The 17,564-nt window shown below is 72.3% G+C and carries 16 protein-coding genes; 8 read left to right on the top strand and 8 right to left on the bottom strand.

The genetic code is table 11. The features are described from left to right. Positions 1-79: 79 nt before the first annotated feature. Complete coding sequence (galU, locus tag ACZ4VL_RS10730) at positions 80-982, bottom strand: UTP--glucose-1-phosphate uridylyltransferase GalU (protein ID WP_468198255.1); 903 nt, start codon at positions 980-982, stop codon at positions 80-82. A 149-nt stretch (positions 983-1,131) separates the two neighbouring features. Between galU and ACZ4VL_RS10725 the strand changes: the two genes are divergently transcribed. After that, positions 1,132-1,716, top strand: a complete 585-nt coding sequence (locus tag ACZ4VL_RS10725) for a 5-formyltetrahydrofolate cyclo-ligase (RefSeq protein ID WP_468198376.1) — start codon at positions 1,132-1,134, stop codon at positions 1,714-1,716. Here ACZ4VL_RS10725 and ACZ4VL_RS10720 read toward each other — a convergent pair. After that, the gene (locus ACZ4VL_RS10720) at positions 1,700-4,585 is read right to left on the bottom strand and encodes a penicillin acylase family protein (RefSeq protein WP_468198254.1); all 2,886 of its coding nucleotides are present in this window, start codon (positions 4,583-4,585) and stop codon (positions 1,700-1,702) included. The two genes, ACZ4VL_RS10725 and ACZ4VL_RS10720, sit on opposite strands and share 17 nt — an antisense overlap. A 233-nt stretch (positions 4,586-4,818) precedes the next feature. On the opposite strand from ACZ4VL_RS10720, the gene ACZ4VL_RS10715 reads away from it, so the two are divergent. The 6 genes from ACZ4VL_RS10715 to mscL all read left to right on the top strand — a co-directional run bounded on the left by ACZ4VL_RS10715 (position 4,819) and on the right by mscL (position 10,815). After that, positions 4,819-6,327 carry a potassium/proton antiporter gene (locus ACZ4VL_RS10715; protein WP_468198374.1) on the top strand — a complete coding sequence of 503 codons (1,509 nt, stop codon included), beginning with the start codon at positions 4,819-4,821 and terminating at the stop codon, positions 6,325-6,327. Positions 6,328-6,758: 431 nt separating this feature from the next. Continuing rightward, complete coding sequence (locus ACZ4VL_RS10710) at positions 6,759-8,054, top strand: MFS transporter (protein ID WP_468198252.1); 1,296 nt, start codon at positions 6,759-6,761, stop codon at positions 8,052-8,054. Positions 8,055-8,121: 67 nt separating this feature from the next. Next, complete coding sequence (locus tag ACZ4VL_RS10705) at positions 8,122-8,421, top strand: FmdB family zinc ribbon protein (RefSeq protein ID WP_468198250.1); 300 nt, start codon at positions 8,122-8,124, stop codon at positions 8,419-8,421. Positions 8,422-8,498: 77 nt separating this feature from the next. Next, complete coding sequence (locus tag ACZ4VL_RS10700; RefSeq protein WP_385805990.1) at positions 8,499-9,332, top strand: S-methyl-5'-thioadenosine phosphorylase; 834 nt, start codon at positions 8,499-8,501, stop codon at positions 9,330-9,332. Between the two features lie 232 nt (positions 9,333-9,564). Then, positions 9,565-10,161: a hypothetical protein gene (locus ACZ4VL_RS10695; RefSeq protein ID WP_468198248.1), complete on the top strand. Its 597-nt coding sequence runs from the start codon at positions 9,565-9,567 to the stop codon at positions 10,159-10,161. A 129-nt stretch (positions 10,162-10,290) separates the two neighbouring features. Next, complete coding sequence (gene mscL, locus ACZ4VL_RS10690) at positions 10,291-10,815, top strand: large conductance mechanosensitive channel protein MscL (protein ID WP_468198245.1); 525 nt, start codon at positions 10,291-10,293, stop codon at positions 10,813-10,815. A 31-nt stretch (positions 10,816-10,846) separates the two neighbouring features. On the opposite strand, the gene ACZ4VL_RS10685 is transcribed toward mscL, so the two are convergent. From ACZ4VL_RS10685 to ACZ4VL_RS10660, 6 genes are all read right to left on the bottom strand, one after another. Next, complete coding sequence (locus tag ACZ4VL_RS10685) at positions 10,847-11,104, bottom strand: hypothetical protein (protein WP_468198242.1); 258 nt, start codon at positions 11,102-11,104, stop codon at positions 10,847-10,849. Positions 11,105-11,176: 72 nt separating this feature from the next. Continuing rightward, positions 11,177-11,554 carry a hypothetical protein gene (locus tag ACZ4VL_RS10680; protein WP_468198240.1) on the bottom strand — a complete coding sequence of 126 codons (378 nt, stop codon included), beginning with the start codon at positions 11,552-11,554 and terminating at the stop codon, positions 11,177-11,179. Continuing rightward, entirely contained in the window at positions 11,551-12,195 is a 645-nt protein-coding gene (locus tag ACZ4VL_RS10675) for a QcrA and Rieske domain-containing protein (protein ID WP_468198238.1), read from the bottom strand. The genes ACZ4VL_RS10680 and ACZ4VL_RS10675 overlap by 4 nt, the downstream gene beginning before the upstream one ends. Then, entirely contained in the window at positions 12,192-12,791 is a 600-nt protein-coding gene (locus tag ACZ4VL_RS10670; RefSeq protein WP_468198237.1) for a 4Fe-4S dicluster domain-containing protein, read from the bottom strand. Before ACZ4VL_RS10670 ends, ACZ4VL_RS10675 begins: the two co-directional genes overlap by 4 nt. Beyond that, complete coding sequence (locus ACZ4VL_RS10665) at positions 12,788-15,091, bottom strand: molybdopterin oxidoreductase family protein (RefSeq protein ID WP_468198235.1); 2,304 nt, start codon at positions 15,089-15,091, stop codon at positions 12,788-12,790. Before ACZ4VL_RS10665 ends, ACZ4VL_RS10670 begins: the two co-directional genes overlap by 4 nt. Further along, positions 15,088-16,239 carry an MFS transporter gene (locus ACZ4VL_RS10660; RefSeq protein ID WP_468198233.1) on the bottom strand — a complete coding sequence of 384 codons (1,152 nt, stop codon included), beginning with the start codon at positions 16,237-16,239 and terminating at the stop codon, positions 15,088-15,090. Before ACZ4VL_RS10660 ends, ACZ4VL_RS10665 begins: the two co-directional genes overlap by 4 nt. Positions 16,240-16,374: 135 nt before the next feature. On the opposite strand from ACZ4VL_RS10660, the gene ACZ4VL_RS10655 reads away from it, so the two are divergent. Continuing rightward, positions 16,375-17,529: a low temperature requirement protein A gene (locus tag ACZ4VL_RS10655; protein ID WP_468198231.1), complete on the top strand. Its 1,155-nt coding sequence runs from the start codon at positions 16,375-16,377 to the stop codon at positions 17,527-17,529. Positions 17,530-17,564: the final 35 nt, after the last annotated feature.

The raw sequence follows: 17,564 nt of genomic DNA, 5'->3' as shown, positions 1-17,564 counted from the left end.
GGAGGAGGCGCCGGTGTCCCGGGGTGCCTCCGCCGCCGCGTCCGTCGCCTGCGATGCCTCAGGGCTGCTGCTCAAGGTGCTACATCTCCTCCGTGACGTAACGGCGAAGCCAGGTGCGGAACTCCGGGCCCAGGTCCTCACGCTCGCACGCGAGACGGACGATGGCCCGCAGGTAGTCGCCGCGGTCCCCGGTGTCGTAGCGACGGCCCCGGAAGACCACGCCGTGCACCGGGCCGCCCACGGTCTCGTCGGCGGCCAGCTTCTGCAGGCCGTCGGTGAGCTGGATCTCCCCGCCGCGGCCCGGCTCGGTCTCCCGCAGTATGTCGAAGATCGCGGGGTTGAGGACATAGCGTCCGATGACCGCGTAGTTGCTCGGCGCGTCCTCGGGCTCCGGCTTCTCGACGAGGCCCGTGATGCGGACGACGTCCGCGTCGTCCGTGGGCTCGACGGCGGCGCAGCCGTACAGGTGGACGTTGGCCGGGTCGACCTCCATCAGGGCGATGACGCTGCCGCCGGTGCTCGCGTGCACCTCGGCCATCTGGCGCAGCAGCGGGTCGCGCGGGTCGATGAGGTCGTCGCCGAGGAGGACGGCGAAGGGCTCGTTGCCGACGTGCGGCTCGGCGCACAGGACGGCGTGGCCGAGGCCGCGCGGGTCGCCCTGGCGGACGTAGTGCATGGTGGCCAGGTCGCTGGACTCCTGGACCTTCTTCAGGCGGTCGTCGTCGCCCTTCGCGGCGAGCGCCGACTCCAGCTCGTAGTTGCGGTCGAAGTGGTCTTCCAGGGCCCGCTTGTTACGCCCTGTGATCATGAGGACGTCGTCCAGACCGGCCGAGACGGCCTCCTCGACGACGTACTGGATGGCCGGCTTGTCCACGACGGGGAGCATTTCCTTGGGCGTCGCCTTCGTCGCCGGAAGGAAGCGGGTGCCGAGGCCCGCGGCAGGGATGACTGCCTTTTTGATCACGGGGTGCAACTGAGTCATGGGCAGAACCATAGTGGGTGATGCCGTGGCCTCCGTTTGGAAACCGGTAAGTAGATCAACGTTTGATCGTCTTTGAGAGGAAATTCGAGCCGCCCGTGGTCACCACCCCGCCGAACCCCGCCCGCCCGCCGCAGCCGTCCCCGAAGACGCTGCTGCGCCGTGAACTGCTGGCCGCCCGCCGCGCCCTGTCCCCCGAGTCCCTGCGGGCCTCGGCCCGCGCGCTCTCCCGCTCCGCCCTGGCCCTGCCCGAGCTGTCCGACGCCCGGACCGTGGCCGCGTACGTCTCGGTCGGCAGCGAACCGGGCACCCGCGACCTGCTGGACGCGCTGCGCGCCGCCGGCAAGCGGGTGCTGCTGCCCGTCCTGCTGCCCGACAACGACCTCGACTGGGCCGCGTACGAGGGCCCGGGCTCCCTGGCCGAGACCGCCCACGCGGGGAAGATGCCGCTGCTGGAGCCCTCCGGGCCGCGCCTCGGGCCGGGTGCGGTCACCGGCGCCGACACGGTCCTGCTGCCCGGGCTGGCGGTGGACGGGCGCGGGATGCGCCTCGGGCGCGGCGGGGGCTCGTACGACCGGGTCCTCGCGCGCCTGGAGCGCGCCGGGGCGCATCCCGCGCTGGTCGTGCTCCTCTACGACGAAGAGGTGGTCGCGCGGGTCCCGGAGGAACCGCACGACCACCCCGTTCAGGCGGTGGCCACCCCCTCGGGGGTGGTGCGTTTCACGGATTCAGCGTGAGCCGGTACACCGTCGCCTTGTCCACGGCCTCCTTGCCGAAGGGCCAGTCGAGCAGGTCGCCCTTGGCCCACAGCGTGGTCTGGTCCGTGTAGTTGTCGTGGTACGCGTGCCCGGAGGCGCCGGTGAGGTTGATCCAGCGGGACTTGTCCAGGTCGGCCAGGTTCACGACCATCCGCATGGACGGGACCCAGGTGACCCCGTAGCCGCCGGCCGCGTTCCAGCCGGTCGCGTTCACGGTGGCCTCGCCGCCGCCCAGGTTCCACGGGCCGCGGTTGAGCACGAACCGCAGGAAGTCCGGGCCCTCCGTGCCGATGGTCTGGTTCTTCAGCGTCAGCTGGTGCATGCGGCCCCAGCTCCAGGTGGACTGGTCCTTGCCGAGCTTGGCGGTCAGCTCCCAGCGGGCGTCGACCATGGCGCGCGCGAACAGCTCGTCGCGGGTGGTGGTCGCCGGCTTGTTGCGGACGGCGGGCGACTGCCACCAGGCCGACTTCTCGTCCTTGACCAGGCGGCGGACCACCTCGAACCAGCGGTCGCCGCCGTCGGGCTGCGCCGAGTCGGCGTCGCGCGCACCGCATTCGCGGACGGTCTTGGCCAGGTCGTCGGCCGGCCCGCTCGTCGCCTCGCGTACGTTCATGCAGCTGCCCTGGATGCGCAGCTCCTTCGGCAGCTTGTCGCCGAAGGCCAGGCGGAGGATGTTGCTCCAGACCGCGTTGAAGTAGGCGGCCGCGGCCGAGTCCGGCTCCTGCGTGTAGTTCCAGCCGTCCAGCAGCTTCTGGGCGTCGCGGACGTCCGGGTCGGCCATCTCGATCTTGGCCAGGATCGGGGTCAGCAGCGCGGCGATCTCGCTGCTGTTGTCCATCTGCATGGCGCGCATGTCGTCGCTGGAGACCTTGCCGCTGTCCTTGATCTTCGCCTCGATGAGGTCGTTGATCCGCTGGCTGCGGGCGCCGTAGCCCCAGTCGCCGGTCAGCAGGTGCGGGTACTTGCCGGCGCCGGTGCCGTTCTCGACGACGGCCTGGTTCGCGGTGACGATGAAGCCGCGCGCCGGGTTGTAGTCGTACGGCATCTCGTCCTGCGGGATGTAGCCGGCGGCGTCGTCCTTGCCGCTCTTCCAGGCGTACTTCGGGTCCCAGCCCGGGGCGGGCATGCGGCCGTCGCCGGCGCCGCGGACCGGGATGCGGCCCGGGGCCTGGTAGCCGATGTTGCCGTTGGGGCCCTTGTTGTCGGCGTAGATCAGGTTCTGCGAGGGGACCTCGAAGTCGCGGGCGGCGGCCCGGAAGGTCGCGAAGTCCTTGGCCCGGTCGAGCTTGAAGACGGCGTCCATCGACTTGCCCGGGTCCAGGGCGGTCCAGCGCAGGGCCACGGCGTAGCCGTCGCCGCGGTCCGGGGCCGAGCTGGGCACCGGCGCGCGGCCGCCGACCGTGCCGAGCTCGTCGCTGCGGTCGGAGACCAGCGGGCCGTTGTTGGTGGAGCGGATGGTGATCTTCTTGGAGGCGCCGCCGGCGACCTTGATCTCCTCCACGCGGGTCTTGAAGGGGACCACCTTGTTGTCGTAGACGTAGCCCTCGGGCCGCACCTGCTCCAGGTAGAGGTCGGTGACGTCGGCGCCGAGGTTGGTCATGCCCCACGCGATGTCCGCGTTGTGGCCGATGACCACGCCGGGCATGCCGGAGAAGGTGTAGCCGGCGACGTCGTACTGGCACTGGGCAGAGACGGTGCGGCAGTGCAGGCCCATCTGGTACCAGACCGAGGGCAGCTGCGGGGACAGGTGCGGGTCGTTCGCCAGCAGCGGCTTGCCGGTGGTCGTGTACTTGCCCGAGATGACCCAGGAGTTCGAGCCGATGCCGCTGCCGTTGGGGCCGAGGATGGCCGGGACCTGGTCCAGGGTGTTGGCCAGGGCGCTCAGCGAGGTGCGCAGGCCCGCGGTCGCGCCCTGGGCGCTGGCGTCCCCCGCGAGGCCGGACTTCGGGGCGGTGGAGGCCTGGTTGGCGGTGGAGGCGCCCGCGGCGCCGGAGCCCGCACCCGCGCCGGCGCCCGTGGAGCCGGAGCCGGACGTCGAGCCGGAGCCCGCGCCCTTGGCGTTGTCGGAGCCGGCGGCGGCGGTGCCCTGCGGCGTGAACTTGCCGCCCTCGATCTTGCCGCCGTCGACGATCGGCTTGTTCCGGTCGAAGGGGTACGGCGGGTAGAGCTCGTCGATCTGCTGCTGCGAGAGCTTGTTGGTCATCAGCGCGCGGTCGATCTCGTCCTGCATGTTGCCGCGCAGGTCCCAGGCCATGGCCTTGAGCCAGGCCACCGAGTCGACCGGCGTCCACTTCTCGGGCTGGTAGTCGTCGCTGAGCTTGAGGGCCGCGTGCTCGACGGAGAGGTCCTTGCCGGACTTCCCCTTCAGGTACGCGTTGACCCCGTCGGCGTAGGCCTGGAGGTACTTCTTCGTCTCGGCGGAGAGCTTCGACTCGAACTCGGCTTGGGCGACCTGGCGCCAGCCGAGGGTGCGCAGGAACGCGTCGGTCTCGACCTGGCCGTCGCCGAACATCTCCGAGAGCCGCCCGGAGGTCATGTGGCGGCGCACGTCCATCTCCCAGAAGCGGTCCTGGGCGTGGACGAAGCCCTGGGCGCGGAAGAGGTCGTCGTCGTTGTCGGCGTACAGCTGGGGAATGCCGTTGGCGTCGCGCTTCACCTCGACGGTCCCGGTCAGGCCGGGGACCTTCAGGGAGCCGGTGGTCTGCGGGAAGGAGGCCCGGACGGTGTCCAGGCCCCAGTACGTCCCGTACCCGAAGCCCGACACGAGCGCCAGGACCAGAACGAGCACGAGCAGGCGGGCGCGTCGCCCCTTCTTCTTGACGGAAGGGGCGGTTTCTTTCTCGGGCATCGCTGTCCTTAGAGGGGCAGGGTGGTCCTGGCAGTACTGGAAGCAACCATAGGCGCAGGACCGCTCCCGTTGATCCGCCAGGGGTCGAGGTCCTCAGGACAAGGGCGAACCGGCGTTTCACAATGTGACTATCGCGTAAAGGAAGCGTCAAATATTAGGTAAGGTAACGAACTACTCGTCGATCCGATCGCCAGGGGGACCGATCCGCCAGGCGTGTTGAGGAGGGCCGCCCACTGACCGTCCACACGCTCAACGAACTTCTGCTGGTCTGCTCGCTCGTCCTGCTCGTCGCCGTCGCGGCGGTGCGCCTCTCCTCGCGCAGCGGCCTGCCCAGCCTGCTCATCTACCTCGGCATAGGCATCGCGATAGGCCGGGACGGCATAGGCCACGTCGTGTTCAGCAATGCCGCGCTGACGCAGGTCATCGGGTACGCGGCCCTGGTGGTGATCCTCGCCGAGGGCGGCCTGGGCACGAAGTGGAAGCAGATCAGGCCGGCGCTGCCGGCCGCGGCGGCCCTGTCGCTCGTCGGCGTGGCGATCAGCGTGGGCGTGACGGCGGCGGGCGCGTACTACCTGGTGGGGCTGGACTGGCGACAGTCCCTGCTGATCGGCGCGGTCGTCTCGTCGACCGACGCGGCGGCCGTCTTCTCCGTCCTGCGCAAGATCCCGCTGCCCGCCCGGGTCACGGGCGTGCTGGAGGCCGAGTCCGGCTTCAACGACGCCCCCGTCGTCATCCTCGTCGTCGCGTTCTCGACCATCGGCCCGATCGAGTCCTGGTACCTCCTGATCGGCAAGATCGCGCTGGAGCTCGCGATCGGCGCCGCGACCGGCCTCGCCGTGGGCTTCCTGGGGGCGTACGGCCTGCGGCACGTGGCCCTGCCCGCCTCGGGCCTCTACCCCATCGCCGTCATGGCCATCGCCGTGACCGCGTACGCGGCCGGCGCGCTGGCGCACGGCTCCGGCTTCCTCGCGGTGTACCTCGCCTCCGTGGTGCTCGGGAACGCGAAGCTCCCGCACTGGCCGGCGACCCGCGGGTTCGCGGACGGGCTCGGCTGGATCGCCCAGATCGGCATGTTCGTCCTGCTCGGCCTGCTGGTCACCCCGCACGACCTGGCCGAGGACTTCTGGCCGGCGGTGGTCATCGGGCTGGTGCTGACCATGGTGGCGCGGCCGCTGTCGGTGTTCGTCAGCCTGGTGCCGTTCCGGATCTCGGCGGCGGAGAAGACGCTGATGGCGTGGGCGGGCCTGCGCGGCGCCGTCCCCATCATCCTCGCGACCATCCCGATGGTGACCGGGATCGAGGGCAGCGACCACATCTTCAACATCGTCTTCGTGCTGGTCGTCGTCTACACGCTGGTACAGGGGCCGACGCTGCCCTGGCTGGCGCGCAAGCTCAACCTCGGCCGGTCCGACGAGGCGGCCGCCGACCTGGGGATCGAGTCGGCCCCGCTGGAGAAGCTGCGCGGGCACCTGCTGTCCTTCGCCGTCCCCGAGGCCTCGCGGATGCACGGCGTCGAGGTGAGCGAGCTGCGGTTGCCGCCCGGGGCCTCGGTGACGCTGGTGGTCCGGGACGGCAAGAGCTTCGTACCGCTGCCGGCGACCGTGCTGCGGCGCGGGGACGAGCTGCTGGTGGTGGCCACCGACCCGGTACGGGACGCGGCGGAGGCGCGGCTGCGGGCGGTGGCCCGGGGCGGGAAGCTGGCCGGATGGCTGGGAACGGGGAACGGGACGCCGCCCCGCTGACCGGATTCCTCGGTCGAGGGCCGGTGCGAACCGTCAATCCCATGGCTCTCACCGGCCTCAAACATTAGAGCGTCGCTCTAATGCGCACGTTTTCCATGGAAACTGCGGCCCTTTACCCCGGTTCGAGGGGTTCTGGAGGGGCGAACATCCAGTTAATCGCAGGCGAAGTCACATCTTGTCGGCGGAATCACAGGGCGTGATAGCACACCTGCCTGTACGATAAAGGCACACCATATCGAACCAACTCTGCCTGACGCAGAGCTGGCGCGACCGCAAAGCGGCCGTGGCTCCCTCACGCAGTGGGCGCCCAGGTATCACTCGGTTCTGCGCAAGAGGACAGCTCTCGGGGTTCCCGCGTACGGGTGCGGCCGCTCACCAGCGAAACACCTCCGCAAGCCGGGATCTCTACCAGGCAGCGGAAAGGCCAGGCCGTGACATCCGCGGTCACGACCGACACGTCCGCCCGGCCCGGATACGGAGCGCTGCTGCGCACCCCCGGCGCCCTGGGCTTCGTCCTCCCGGGATTCGCCGCCCGCCTCCCCTTCGGCATGCTGACCATCAGCATCCTGCTCCTGGTCCAGCACACCACCGGCTCCTACGCCTCCGCCGGCATCGTCTCCGCCGTCACCGGCATCTCCATGGCGCTGTCCGCGCCGGTCATGGGCAAGTTCACCGACCGCCGCGGCCAGAGCGCCGTCCTCGTCCCGGTCGTCCTCGCGCACGCCGCCGCCGTCGCCGTCCTGGTGACGCTGGCCCTGGTGGACGCCCCGCTGTGGGCGCTCGCCCTCTCCGCCGTCCCGACCGGCGCCTCGGTCCCGCAGGTCGGCCCGATGGTCCGGGCCCGCTGGACCGCCCGCCTGGAGGGCTCCCCGCTGCTGCCGACCGCGGCCGCCTTCGAGTCCGTCACCGACGAGTTCACCTTCGTCGTCGGCCCCGTGCTCGCCACCGCGCTGTGCACCGGCGTCCACCCCGCCGCCGGCCTGACCACCGAGGCCGCGCTGACGCTGATCGGCGGCCTGGTGTTCGCCGCCCGCCGCTCCACCCAGCCCACGGTCCTCGCGGCCGCGGCGACCGGCGAGAAGCACGCCTCCGCCCTGTCCTACGCCGGCCTGCGCGTCCTGATCGCGGCCTTCCTCGGGATCGGCGCCGTCTTCGGCGGCATGCAGGTCTCGCTGGCGGCCTTCTCGAACGAGATCGGCAACCCCGGCGCGAACGGCCTGCTGTACGGCGTCTTCGCGGCCGGCAACATGACCGCGGGCATCGCCTGCGGCGCCATCGCCTGGAAGATCGGCCCGCGCCGCCGGCTGCTGCTCGGCTACGCCGGCCTGACCGTCACCGCCTCCGTCCTGTGGACCGCCCACTCGGCCGTCCTGCTGGGCGGCCTCGGCCTGCTCGTCGGCCTGTGCATCGCCCCGGCCCTGATCACCGGCTACACGATGGTGGAGTCGCTGGTACCGGCCCACACCCGGACCGAGGCCTTCACCTGGCTGACCGGCGCCGTCGCCTTCGGGCAGGCCGTGGCCGTCATCGCGGCCGGCCGCCTGACCGACGCGCACGGGTCCTCGTACGGCTTCCTCGTGCCGATGGCGGGCACCGTCCTGGCGCTGGCCACGCTGCTCGCACTGCGGTCGAAGCTGGCACCCAAGGCCCCGAGCCGGATCATCAACTCGTCCGCTCCCGCCGACGAGCGTGGGATGGGTCACCGAGTGCCGGTGACGGTGGACTGATCCGCCGGAATACGTCACCATGGAACATCGTTAGCACTCATCGAGTCAGAGTGCCAGGAGGAAATTCGTGCCGACCTACCAGTACCAGTGCACCGAGTGCGGTGAGGGCCTCGAGGCCGTGCAGAAGTTCACGGATGACGCTCTGACCGAGTGCCCGAACTGCCACGGACGCCTGAAGAAGGTGTTCTCCGCGGTCGGCATCGTCTTCAAGGGTTCCGGCTTCTACCGGAACGACAGCCGCGGCGCCTCGTCGAGCAGCACCCCTGCCTCGAAGCCGGCTTCGACGTCGAGCACCACCTCGACGGCCTCCTCTGCGCCGGCCGCGTCGTCCGCCCCGTCCGCGGGCGGCTCCACCTCGGCCGCCTGACCGAGCCGCATCGTCGCCAGGCCCCGCCGCCCCTTCGGGCAGCGGGGCCTCGCGCATGCCCCGGTTAGGGTGACGGCATGGCTAACGCAGAGATCGGTGTCATCGGCGGCTCGGGCTTCTACTCCTTCCTGGAGGACGTCTCCGAGGTCCGGGTGGACACCCCGTACGGGCCCCCCAGCGACTCCCTCTTCCTCGGCGAACTGGCCGGGCGGCAGGTCGCCTTCCTGCCCCGCCACGGCCGGGGCCACAAGGTCCCGCCCAACAAGATCAACTATCGGGCCAACCTGTGGGCGCTGCGCTCGATGGGCGTGCGCCAGGTGCTCGGGCCCTGTGCGGTCGGCGGGCTGCGCGCCGAGTACGGTCCGGGGACGCTGCTCGTCCCCGACCAGCTCGTCGACCGTACGAAGTCCCGCACCCAGACCTTCTTCGACGGGGAGCCGCTGCCGGACGGGACCGTTCCGAACGTCGTGCACACCACCTTCGCCGACCCGTACTGCCCGGTGGGCCGTTCGGTGGCGCTGGCCGCGGCCCGCGGCCGCGGCTGGGAGCCGGTCGACGGCGGCACCATGGTCGTGATCGAGGGCCCCCGCTTCTCCACCCGGGCCGAATCGCAGTGGCACGCGGCCATGGGCTGGTCGGTCGTCGGCATGACGGGCCACCCCGAGGCCGTCCTCGCCCGGGAGCTGGGCCTCTGCTACACCTCGATGGCCCTGGTCACCGACCTGGACGCGGGCGCGGAGACCGGCGAGGGCGTCTCCCACACCGAGGTCCTGAGGGTGTTCGGGGAGAACGTCGGCCGGCTGCGCGAGGTCCTCTTCGACGCCGTGGCGGCGCTGCCGGCCACGGACTCCCGCGACTGCCTGTGCACGCACGCCCACGACGGCTGGGACCTGGGTATCGAGCTGCCGTAGGAAGGCCCGGGGCGGGGTGCCGTGAGGGCGGTCCGCCCTCGGCGACGCCACCCGCAGGACGACGCGGCCGCCTCGCCCGGTGCGAGGGGGCCGCGCCACGTCCGGGTGATGCGGTTGTCCACAGGCTGGGGACGGTCCACAGGCGGGAGCGGGATCGGGCGGGGCGGCGGATCGTGGGGGAGTCCGGACGCCCGTCCGGACACCGGACCACACGCGAACCGGCGGTGCCGTCATGTCCAGGACCTCGCAGACCCCGTCCTTCCCCTCCTCCTCTTCGACCCCCTCCCTCTCCCCCGTTTCCGTCCCCGGTTTCGTCCCCGGTGTCGTCCCCTCTGCTCCTCCGTGCCCGCCGGCGCACACGGTCCCGGCCTTTCCGCCGCTGCGGGTCGGGCGGGGCGGGGACCGGCTGCGGCGGGCGCTGCGGCGCCGGCGGCGGGCGGCCTCGGCCGCGCTGGCCGTCGCGGCGGCCGCGCTCGCGGTGGCGGGCGGCCCCCAGGCCCAGGCGACCCGGGGCGCCGGGCCGCCCGCGAAGGAACCACCACCGCCACCGCCCGTACGGATGGTCTCCGCGCCGGTGCGGATCGCGGACGCGGCGACGGTGCGGCTGCTGCGGCCCGGTGACCGGGTGGACGTGGTCGCGGCGGAGCGGGCCGGGCCGCCACGGGTGGTGGCCGAGGGGGCCCGGGTGGCAGGCGTGCCCGATCCGGAAAAGGGCGGCGCGGACACCGGGGCCGGAGGGGCGCTGGTGGTGCTGTCCGTGCCCCGGGACACCGCTCGGGCGCTGGTCGGGGCGGGTGCGGCGGCGCGGCTGGCGGTGACGCTGTGCTGATCAGGAATCGGACGCGCGTACCGGCTGGTGACCGCGGTCCGGACCCGGACTGGACACGCCGGGCCCCGACTGCCGTAGTTTTCGGAACCGTTGGCTCCATTCCAGACGGATTCGAAGAGAGGCTCAGCAGTGAGCGAGAAGAAGGAGAGCGTCCTGGCGGGCTTCAAGGCCTTCCTGATGCGCGGCAACGTGGTCGACCTGGCGGTCGCGGTGGTCATCGGCGCCGCGTTCACGAACATCGTGAACTCGGTCGTGAAGGGGATCATCAGCCCGATCGTCGGCGCCGTCGGCACCAAGAGCCTGGACGGCTACAGCTCCTGCCTGAAGGGCCCCTGCGGCGTGGACGCGAAGGGGGAGGCCATCGGCGTCAACATCCTGTGGGGCTCGGTGCTGAACGCCGCGCTGACCTTCCTGATCACGGCCGCGGTCGTGTACTTCCTGATGGTGCTGCCGATGGCGAAGTACCTGGCCAAGGTCGAGGACCGGCGCAAGGCCCGGGAGGGCGCCAAGGAGACCATCGAGGTCACGGAGCTGGTGGTCCTCAAGGAGATCCGGGACGAGCTCGTCGCGCAGCGCGGCCGGACGCCCGGCTACGGCAACGGGTACGGCAACGGCGGTCCCGCGGCGCCGGGCTCCCAGCACCACCAGTACTAGCAGTACCGGCCGGACCGCCGGCGGCGGGCGGTCAGAGGTGGTGGGGCGGCTTCTCGTCGAGGAAGCGGGCCAGGTCGGCGCTGCTCCCGGCGGCGGGGGCCCGGTCGCCCCACCCGTGGTCGGTGTCGTCCCGGGACTGCTGGTCCAGCGGGTCGTCGAAGACGAGCCGCGGCCGGGGCTTCCGCGGGGCCGCGGATCCGGTCCGGGACTCCGTCGGGGATTCTGCCCCGGCCGGGGCCGCCGGTGCGGCGTTCGCGGACTGCGGGTCGGAAGCGGGGACGGTGCTCATGCCCCCCAGGGTACGGCCGCCCGCGCCGCCGCCCCCGCCCGGCCGGGGCGGCCCCGGCACCGGGATACGGGGTCAGCGGTCCTCGGGGTCCAGCCGCCACAGGCCGAGGACGACGAGGAAGGACAGGGCGAGGAAGCCCGCCCCCCACCAGGCGGTGGCGGTGTTGCCCCGCATCCACGCGTCGACGGTCACCGTCAGCCCCCAGAGCTGTCCGGTGACGACCGTCAGGGCCAGGACCACACGGGCGGACAGTTTCGAGGAGCGCTCCGGCTCCTGTTCGGTGCCGGCCCCCGGGCCGGGCCCGGTGTGCCGGATCCGCGGGTCGCCGTAACCGCTGGTGGGGCGGATCTGCGGGTACCGCTCCCGCACCGGCCGGTTCAGCCGGGGTTGCGCGCTGCCGGGGTGGTACTCCGGGCCGGGTGGCGGTGTGGGTGGTGGTGCGTCGCTCATGTCCGCCGCCGCTCGGTGGTGCCGGCCGCGCCGGGGCAGCCCAGTCTGCGGGCCAGCGGGTCCTGCGGGTCACCGATCTGCCGGCACAGGGCGGCCTTGCCGGGCTCCCCCGACCGGGCGGTCGCGAGGGCCCAGATGCTCCCGTCGGGGTCCTCGGCCAGGAAGACCCTGGGGAGCGGGCGGGGCGGCGGTCCCGCGGTCACCTCGCCGGTGCGGGGGTCGAAGACGCCCTCGTGGCAGGGGCAGTACAGCTGCCCGTCGGCGCCGCGGTCGGCGCGCCACAGCACCGCGCAGGCCAGGTGCGTGCAGACGGCGGAGTAGCCGACGAGGGAGCCGTCGGGCAGGCGCACGGCGAGCGCGGGGTCCTCGTCCCCGGGGAAGCGGAAGGCCACGGACTGGCCCGGGGCCAGCCGGTCGGCGACCTTCTTGGGCCGGGGCATGGCGTGGGTGTCGCCGTGCCGGTGCAGGATGCCGGCGGCGACGCCGACTCCGCCGAGGGCGAGGCCTCCGGAGACGGTGGCCACGATCCGCAGGTAGTCGCGGCGGTTGGTGAGGGAGTCGGCCCTGATCCGGTCGCGGAGCCCGGGGGCGGCGTCCGGGTCGGCTTCGGGGGAGGCGGCGGGCGGTTCGGTCAGACTCATCGGACGTCGACTCCGTTGATCTCCACGACGGGCAGTCCGCCGGGTACGGGCCCTCGCGCCCGGTCGGCGGGGACGACCGTCGCCACGCCGGTGGCCACCACCGCGTCCCCGAAGGCGAAGGTGTCGGCGACCTCCACGCCGGGGCGTTCGGCCCGTAGCTCTTCGAGGGTGCCGTAGAAGAGGGCGCCGGTCGGGCAGACGGTGGCGCACATCGGGGCGAGCCCGTAGGAGGTGCGGTCGTAGCAGAGGTTGCACTTCATCTGGAGCTTCGCCGCGAGGTCGATCTTCGGGACGCCGAAGGGGCAGGCGTTGACGCAGTTGGCGCAGCCGATGCAGCGGCTGGGGTCGGCCTGCTGGACCACGCCGTCGGCGGTCACCGGGATCGCGTCGGCGGGGCAGACCTCGGCGCAGGGCGCGACGGGGTCCTCGCAGTGCATGCAGACGGTCGGGAGGGAGGCGACGGACGTGCCGGGTTCGGTGTAGTCCAGGTGGATCATCGACGTGCCGCGGTGCGAGTCGCATTCGCGGCAGGCCGAGACGCAGGCCTGGCAGCCGATGCAGCGGCCGGGGTCGATGAAGATCGTGCGGCCCATCATGGCGTCGGTCGGCTCCTCTCCGCCGTTCCGCGGCCCTGCGGCGCGGTGGGCGGCAGCGGGTCGGTGCGGGCGGTCCGGGTCTCGGCCGGGGTCTCCCGGCTGCCGGGGGCGGCGGGGGGTGCGGGGGCCTCGTCGACGCGTTCGGCGGCCTCCACGCGGGCGGCGCACACCTTGTACTGGGGGATCTTCGAGCGGGGGTCGAGGGCGTCGATCGTGAGGACGTTCGCGGCCGTCGGGGCGGGCCAGTGGTAGGGGACGAACACGGTGTCGGGGCGGATGGCCTCGGTGACCAGGGCGGGGAAGACGGCGCTGGCGCGGCGGGTGACCACGCGGACCGGGTCGCCGTTGCGGAAGCCGTGCGAGGGGTGGACCTCCACCCAGGGGCGCGGGGTCTGCTCGACGAGGGCGTCCAGGCGGCGGGTCTGGTTGCCGGAGAGGTAGTGGGCGACGGTGCGGCCGGTGGTGAGGGAGAGGGGGTACTCCCCGGTGCAGGGGTCCAGGGGCGGATGCCATTCGACGGCCTGGAGGTGGATCTTGCCGTCGGAGTGGTGGGTCCGACCGTCCTCGAACAGGCGGGGCGTGCCGGGGTGTTCGGTGGAGGGGCAGGGCCAGGCGATCCCGCCGGTCCGTTCCAGGCGCTCGTAGGTGATGCCGTAGTAGTCGTTGACGGTGCCGGCGGAGGCGACCCGTAGTTCCTCGAAGACCTCGCGGGAGCCGCGGAAGTCGAAGTGGTGGCCGGCGCCGAGCCGCTCGGCGAGCTCGCACAGGACCCAGGTGTCGGTGCGCACCCCGGGGGGCGGTTCCTGAGCCTTGTTGTGCTTGACGACCCGGGCCTCGGCGTTGGCCATCACGCCCTCGTCCTCGGCCCAGGTGGTGACGGGGAGGACGACGTGGGCGTTGGCCGCGGTCTCGGAGAGGAAGAAGTCGAGCTGGGCGTGGAACTCGGTGGCGTCGTAGCCCTCCTTGACCACGGCGTGGTGGGGGAGGGAGACGAAGGGGTTGTTGCAGACGCCGATCAGGCCGCGGATCTCGCGGCGCTGCATCTGCCAGACCATTTCCATCATGGAGGTGCCGGCGCCGGGGAGTTCGGACTCCTCGATGCCCCAGATCCGGCAGATCTGGCGGCGGTGCTCCGGGTCGGCGATCGAGCGGCCGCCGGGCAGGAGGTCGGACTTCTGGCCGTGTTCCCGGCCGCCCTGGCCGTTGCCCTGGCCGGTGAGGGTGCCGTAGCCGGCGCCTGGCCGGCCGATGTTGCCGGTGGCGACGCACAGGTTGATGACGGAGAGGCAGTTCTCGACGCCCTGGGAGTGGTGCTCGATGCCGCGGGCGTGCCAGGCCATGGCCTTGTCCGCACCGGCGAAGGTGCGGGCGACCTGCACGATCTGCTCGGCGGGGATGCCGCAGACGGCGGCGGCGCGGGAGGGCGGGCAGTCCCGCACCGCGTCCAGGACCTCGTCCCAGCCGGTGGCGTGGGCGGCGAGGTAGGCCTCGTCGGCCAGGCCCTCGGCGGTGATCACGTGCAGGAGGGCGTTGAAGAAGGCGGCGTCGGTGCCGGGTCTGAGGGCGACGTGGATGTCGGCGGTCCGGGCGACGGCCGTCTCCCGCGGGTCGACGACGATCAGGGTGGCGCCGCGGTCCCGGGCGCCCCACAGGTACTGGGTCAGCACGGGGAAGCACTCGCCGACGTTCGCCCCGGCGATGAGCAGGCAGTCGGTGAGGAGGATGTCGGAGAAGGGGTTGCCGGCGCGGTCGATGCCGAAGGCCAGCTTGTTGGCGCCCGCGGCGCTGACCATGCACAGCCGGCCGTTGTAGTCGACGTGCTTCGTCTTCAGGGCGACCCGGGCGAACTTGCCGACGAGGTAGGTCTTCTCGGTGAAGAGGCTGGCGCCGCCGAGCATCCCGAAGGCGTCGTTGCCGTACCGGTCCTGGATGCGGCGGACCTCGGCGGCGGTGAAGTCGAGCGCCTCGTCCCAGGAGGCCTCCCGGAACTCCTCGTTCCTGGAGCGGCGCAGCAGCGGCGCGGTGAGCCGGTCGGGGTGGTTGACCTGCTGGTAGGCGTTGATGCCCTTGGGGCACAGGCGCATCCGGTTGATGTCGTGGTTGCGCGGCTCGACGCCGAAGACCTTGCCGCCGCGGTCCACGCGCAGGTACATGCCGCACTGCACGCCGCAGAAGCAGCAGTGGGTGGGGACGAGGGTCTCGCCGTCGCGGTCGGCGCGCCACCGGTCGGCGGGGATGCCGCCCGCGTCGCGGAGGGCACGGGTGCCGGGAGGGGCGATCGACGGGTCGATCGCGGTCATCTGAAGCCCTTCTTGACGTGCGTGAGGTAGGCGCCGCCGCGCAGCACCCGTTTGCAGCGCGGGCAGTACTCGGCGAAGGCGTCGAAGCCGAGGCCGAGGTCCTGCATGGTGCCGCGCAGGTTCTCCACGTACGGGGCGGTGTCGACGGGCTCGCCGCAGCGCCTGCACGCGAAGACCAGGTCGTCCTGCCGGGCCGTGTACTTGAACAGCTGCATGCCGACGGCGGCGGGCCGCTGGACGATGTGGAAGAACTTCCCGAACGGGATGTAGACAAGGGTGAAGACCACCGCCGCCATGTGCAGCAGGGCCAGCGCCTGGTAGCCGCCGCCGTGCAGGAAGAGCGCCGAGAAGGTCAGCAGCAGCCCGGTCACCGCGATCACGATCAGGCAGATCAGCGGCAGCAGGTCCTGGGCGAAGCGCTGGCCGGTGGTGGCGCCGCGGTCCTTGGTGCGCCGCCACAGGAAGTAGCAGGCGCCGGGGATGACGAGCAGGGCGGCGAGGTCCAGTCCGTGGAACATCAGCCAGCCGGCGACGCCCAGCGCGTCGAAGCCGAGGACCTCGAAGCCCCAGATCCGCATCTCGTAGCCGGGGCCCGAGCCGGTGGCGGCGGTGAAGGTGAACCAGCCCCAGGTCAGCGGGAAGGTGATCAGCGCGGCCAGCACGCAGCCCCAGAAGACCAGCTGGTGGGCGACCCAGCGGGCGCGGGAGCGGGCGCCGAGGAACTTCTGGAGGCCGAGGTAGGTGGCGGCCATCCGCGGCACCGCGGTCGGGGCCCGTCTGAAGTTGGCGTACGAGAAGAAGCTGCCGAGGCCCTTGCGGAACAGGCGCCGGGCTCCGGGCGCGGAGACCCACACCGTGTACCGGTAGGCGACGCCGAAGGCGAGGAAGACGGTGGCGACGGCGTACGGGAGCAGGGCCGAGTCGAAGTCGCGCAGGAGCCGGCTGCCCAGCACGATCGCGGCGACGAGCAGCAGCGAGACAGCCGTACCGGCCAGGGCGGCCCGCGCGGCGACGGACGGCCCCGCCGGTGGGAGGGCCGCCGGTGGGAGGGCCGCGTACGCCCCGGGGGGAGGCGCGGGCGGGGCGGGGCCGCCCGCGGGCGGGGGCGGCGCGGGGCCGCGTACGTCTGAGGGCTCGGGCTCGGGCACAGCACCACGCTAGGCGTTTCATCCCGTTCAAGCCCGCTTTGATGGGGTCGTAGCGGGGCCGTACAGGTGAAGGCGTACCCTTCCGGCCGCCGCCAAGGCCCTGCGGGCCGACCCCGGGCTGCTGTGCTGGGCGGTATGACGTACGTACCGATGACGGCCCGCGACCGGGACGAGGGCCACCGGTCCGCCACCGCGCTGGAGCTCTTCTTCGACCTGTGCTTCGTCGTGGCGGTGGCGCAGGCCGGCCGCCAGCTGGTCCACGCGCTCGCCGAGGGCCACGTCGGCGCCGGGGTGAGCGGCTACTTCTACGTGTTCTTCGGCGTGTGGTGGGCGTGGATGAACTTCACCTGGTTCGCCTCCGCCTACGACGTCGACGACGTCCCGTACCGGATCGCGACGCTCGTGCAGATCGCCGGCGTGCTGGTCTACTCGGCCGGGATCCCGGAGGCCTTCAACGCCAGCGACTGGACCGTCGCCGTCATCGGGTACGTGGTGATGCGCCTGGCGCTGACCGCGCAGTGGCTGCGCGCCGCGGCCGGGGAGAGCGGCCCGGCCCGTGGCTGCGCGCTCAGGTACGCGACCGGGCTGGTGGTCTGCCAGGTGGGCTGGGTGGCGCTGCTCTGGGCGCCCGCGGCGAGCAGGAGGTGGCTGTTCCTCGTCCTCGTCATGGCGGAGCTGCTGGTGCCGGTCGTCGCGGAGCGCCACCACCAGACGCCCTGGCATCCGCACCACATCGCCGAGCGCTACGGCCTGTTCACCATCATCGTGCTCGGCGAGACCATCGCCGCCAGCACGGTCGCGGTGCAGTCGGCGATCGCCGAGCACGAGGCGCTGGACGTGCTCCTGCCGATCGCGGGCGGAGGCCTGCTGCTGGTGTTCTCGGCATGGTGGATCTACTTCGCCGCCCCCGTCCACGACCGGCTGCGCAGCAACCGGGAGGCCATTCCCTGGGGCTACGGGCACTACGTGATCTTCTCTTCGGCCGCCGCGATCGGTGCGGGCATCGAGGTGGCGATCGAGTACACCGTCGGCAAGGCGCACGTCTCACAACTGGCGGCCAACCTGGCGGTGGCGGTGCCGATGGCGGTGTACCTCGCCTTCGTCTGGCTGCTGCACTCCCGCCACTTCAAGCACGGCATGGTCCAGCAGCTGCTGCTGCCGGTGTCGGCAGCGGCGGTCCTTGCCTGCGCCTGGACGGGGCCGTACGCGGTGCTGTGGGCGGGGCTGGTGGCCGCGGCCACGGTGGCGGCGGGCGTGACCTTGGCGGAGCGGGAGCGTTCTGGTGCGTGAGGAGCGCGGGCGGCAGCGGCCGCGGCCAACGCGCC

This window comes from Streptomyces sp. NPDC029014 (genome assembly GCF_055564695.1).
This window is presented reverse-complemented; position numbering and strand designations above follow the sequence as displayed.

Excerpts from the sequence above, each read along its gene's own strand:
- ACZ4VL_RS10695 (WP_468198248.1), top strand. The coding sequence starts at position 9,565 with ATGTCCAGGACCTCGCAGACCCCGTCCTTCCCCTCCTCCTCTTCGACC.
- ACZ4VL_RS10700 (WP_385805990.1), top strand. The coding sequence starts at position 8,499 with ATGGCTAACGCAGAGATCGGTGTCATCGGCGGCTCGGGCTTCTACTCC.
- ACZ4VL_RS10680 (WP_468198240.1), bottom strand. The coding sequence starts at position 11,554 with ATGAGCGACGCACCACCACCCACACCGCCACCCGGCCCGGAGTACCAC.
- ACZ4VL_RS10655 (WP_468198231.1), top strand. The coding sequence starts at position 16,375 with ATGACGTACGTACCGATGACGGCCCGCGACCGGGACGAGGGCCACCGG.
- ACZ4VL_RS10665 (WP_468198235.1), bottom strand. The coding sequence starts at position 15,091 with ATGACCGCGATCGACCCGTCGATCGCCCCTCCCGGCACCCGTGCCCTC.
- ACZ4VL_RS10670 (WP_468198237.1), bottom strand. The coding sequence starts at position 12,791 with ATGATGGGCCGCACGATCTTCATCGACCCCGGCCGCTGCATCGGCTGC.
- ACZ4VL_RS10675 (WP_468198238.1), bottom strand. The coding sequence starts at position 12,195 with ATGAGTCTGACCGAACCGCCCGCCGCCTCCCCCGAAGCCGACCCGGAC.
- ACZ4VL_RS10720 (WP_468198254.1), bottom strand. The coding sequence starts at position 4,585 with ATGCCCGAGAAAGAAACCGCCCCTTCCGTCAAGAAGAAGGGGCGACGC.
- galU (WP_468198255.1), bottom strand. The coding sequence starts at position 982 with ATGACTCAGTTGCACCCCGTGATCAAAAAGGCAGTCATCCCTGCCGCG.
- ACZ4VL_RS10685 (WP_468198242.1), bottom strand. The coding sequence starts at position 11,104 with ATGAGCACCGTCCCCGCTTCCGACCCGCAGTCCGCGAACGCCGCACCG.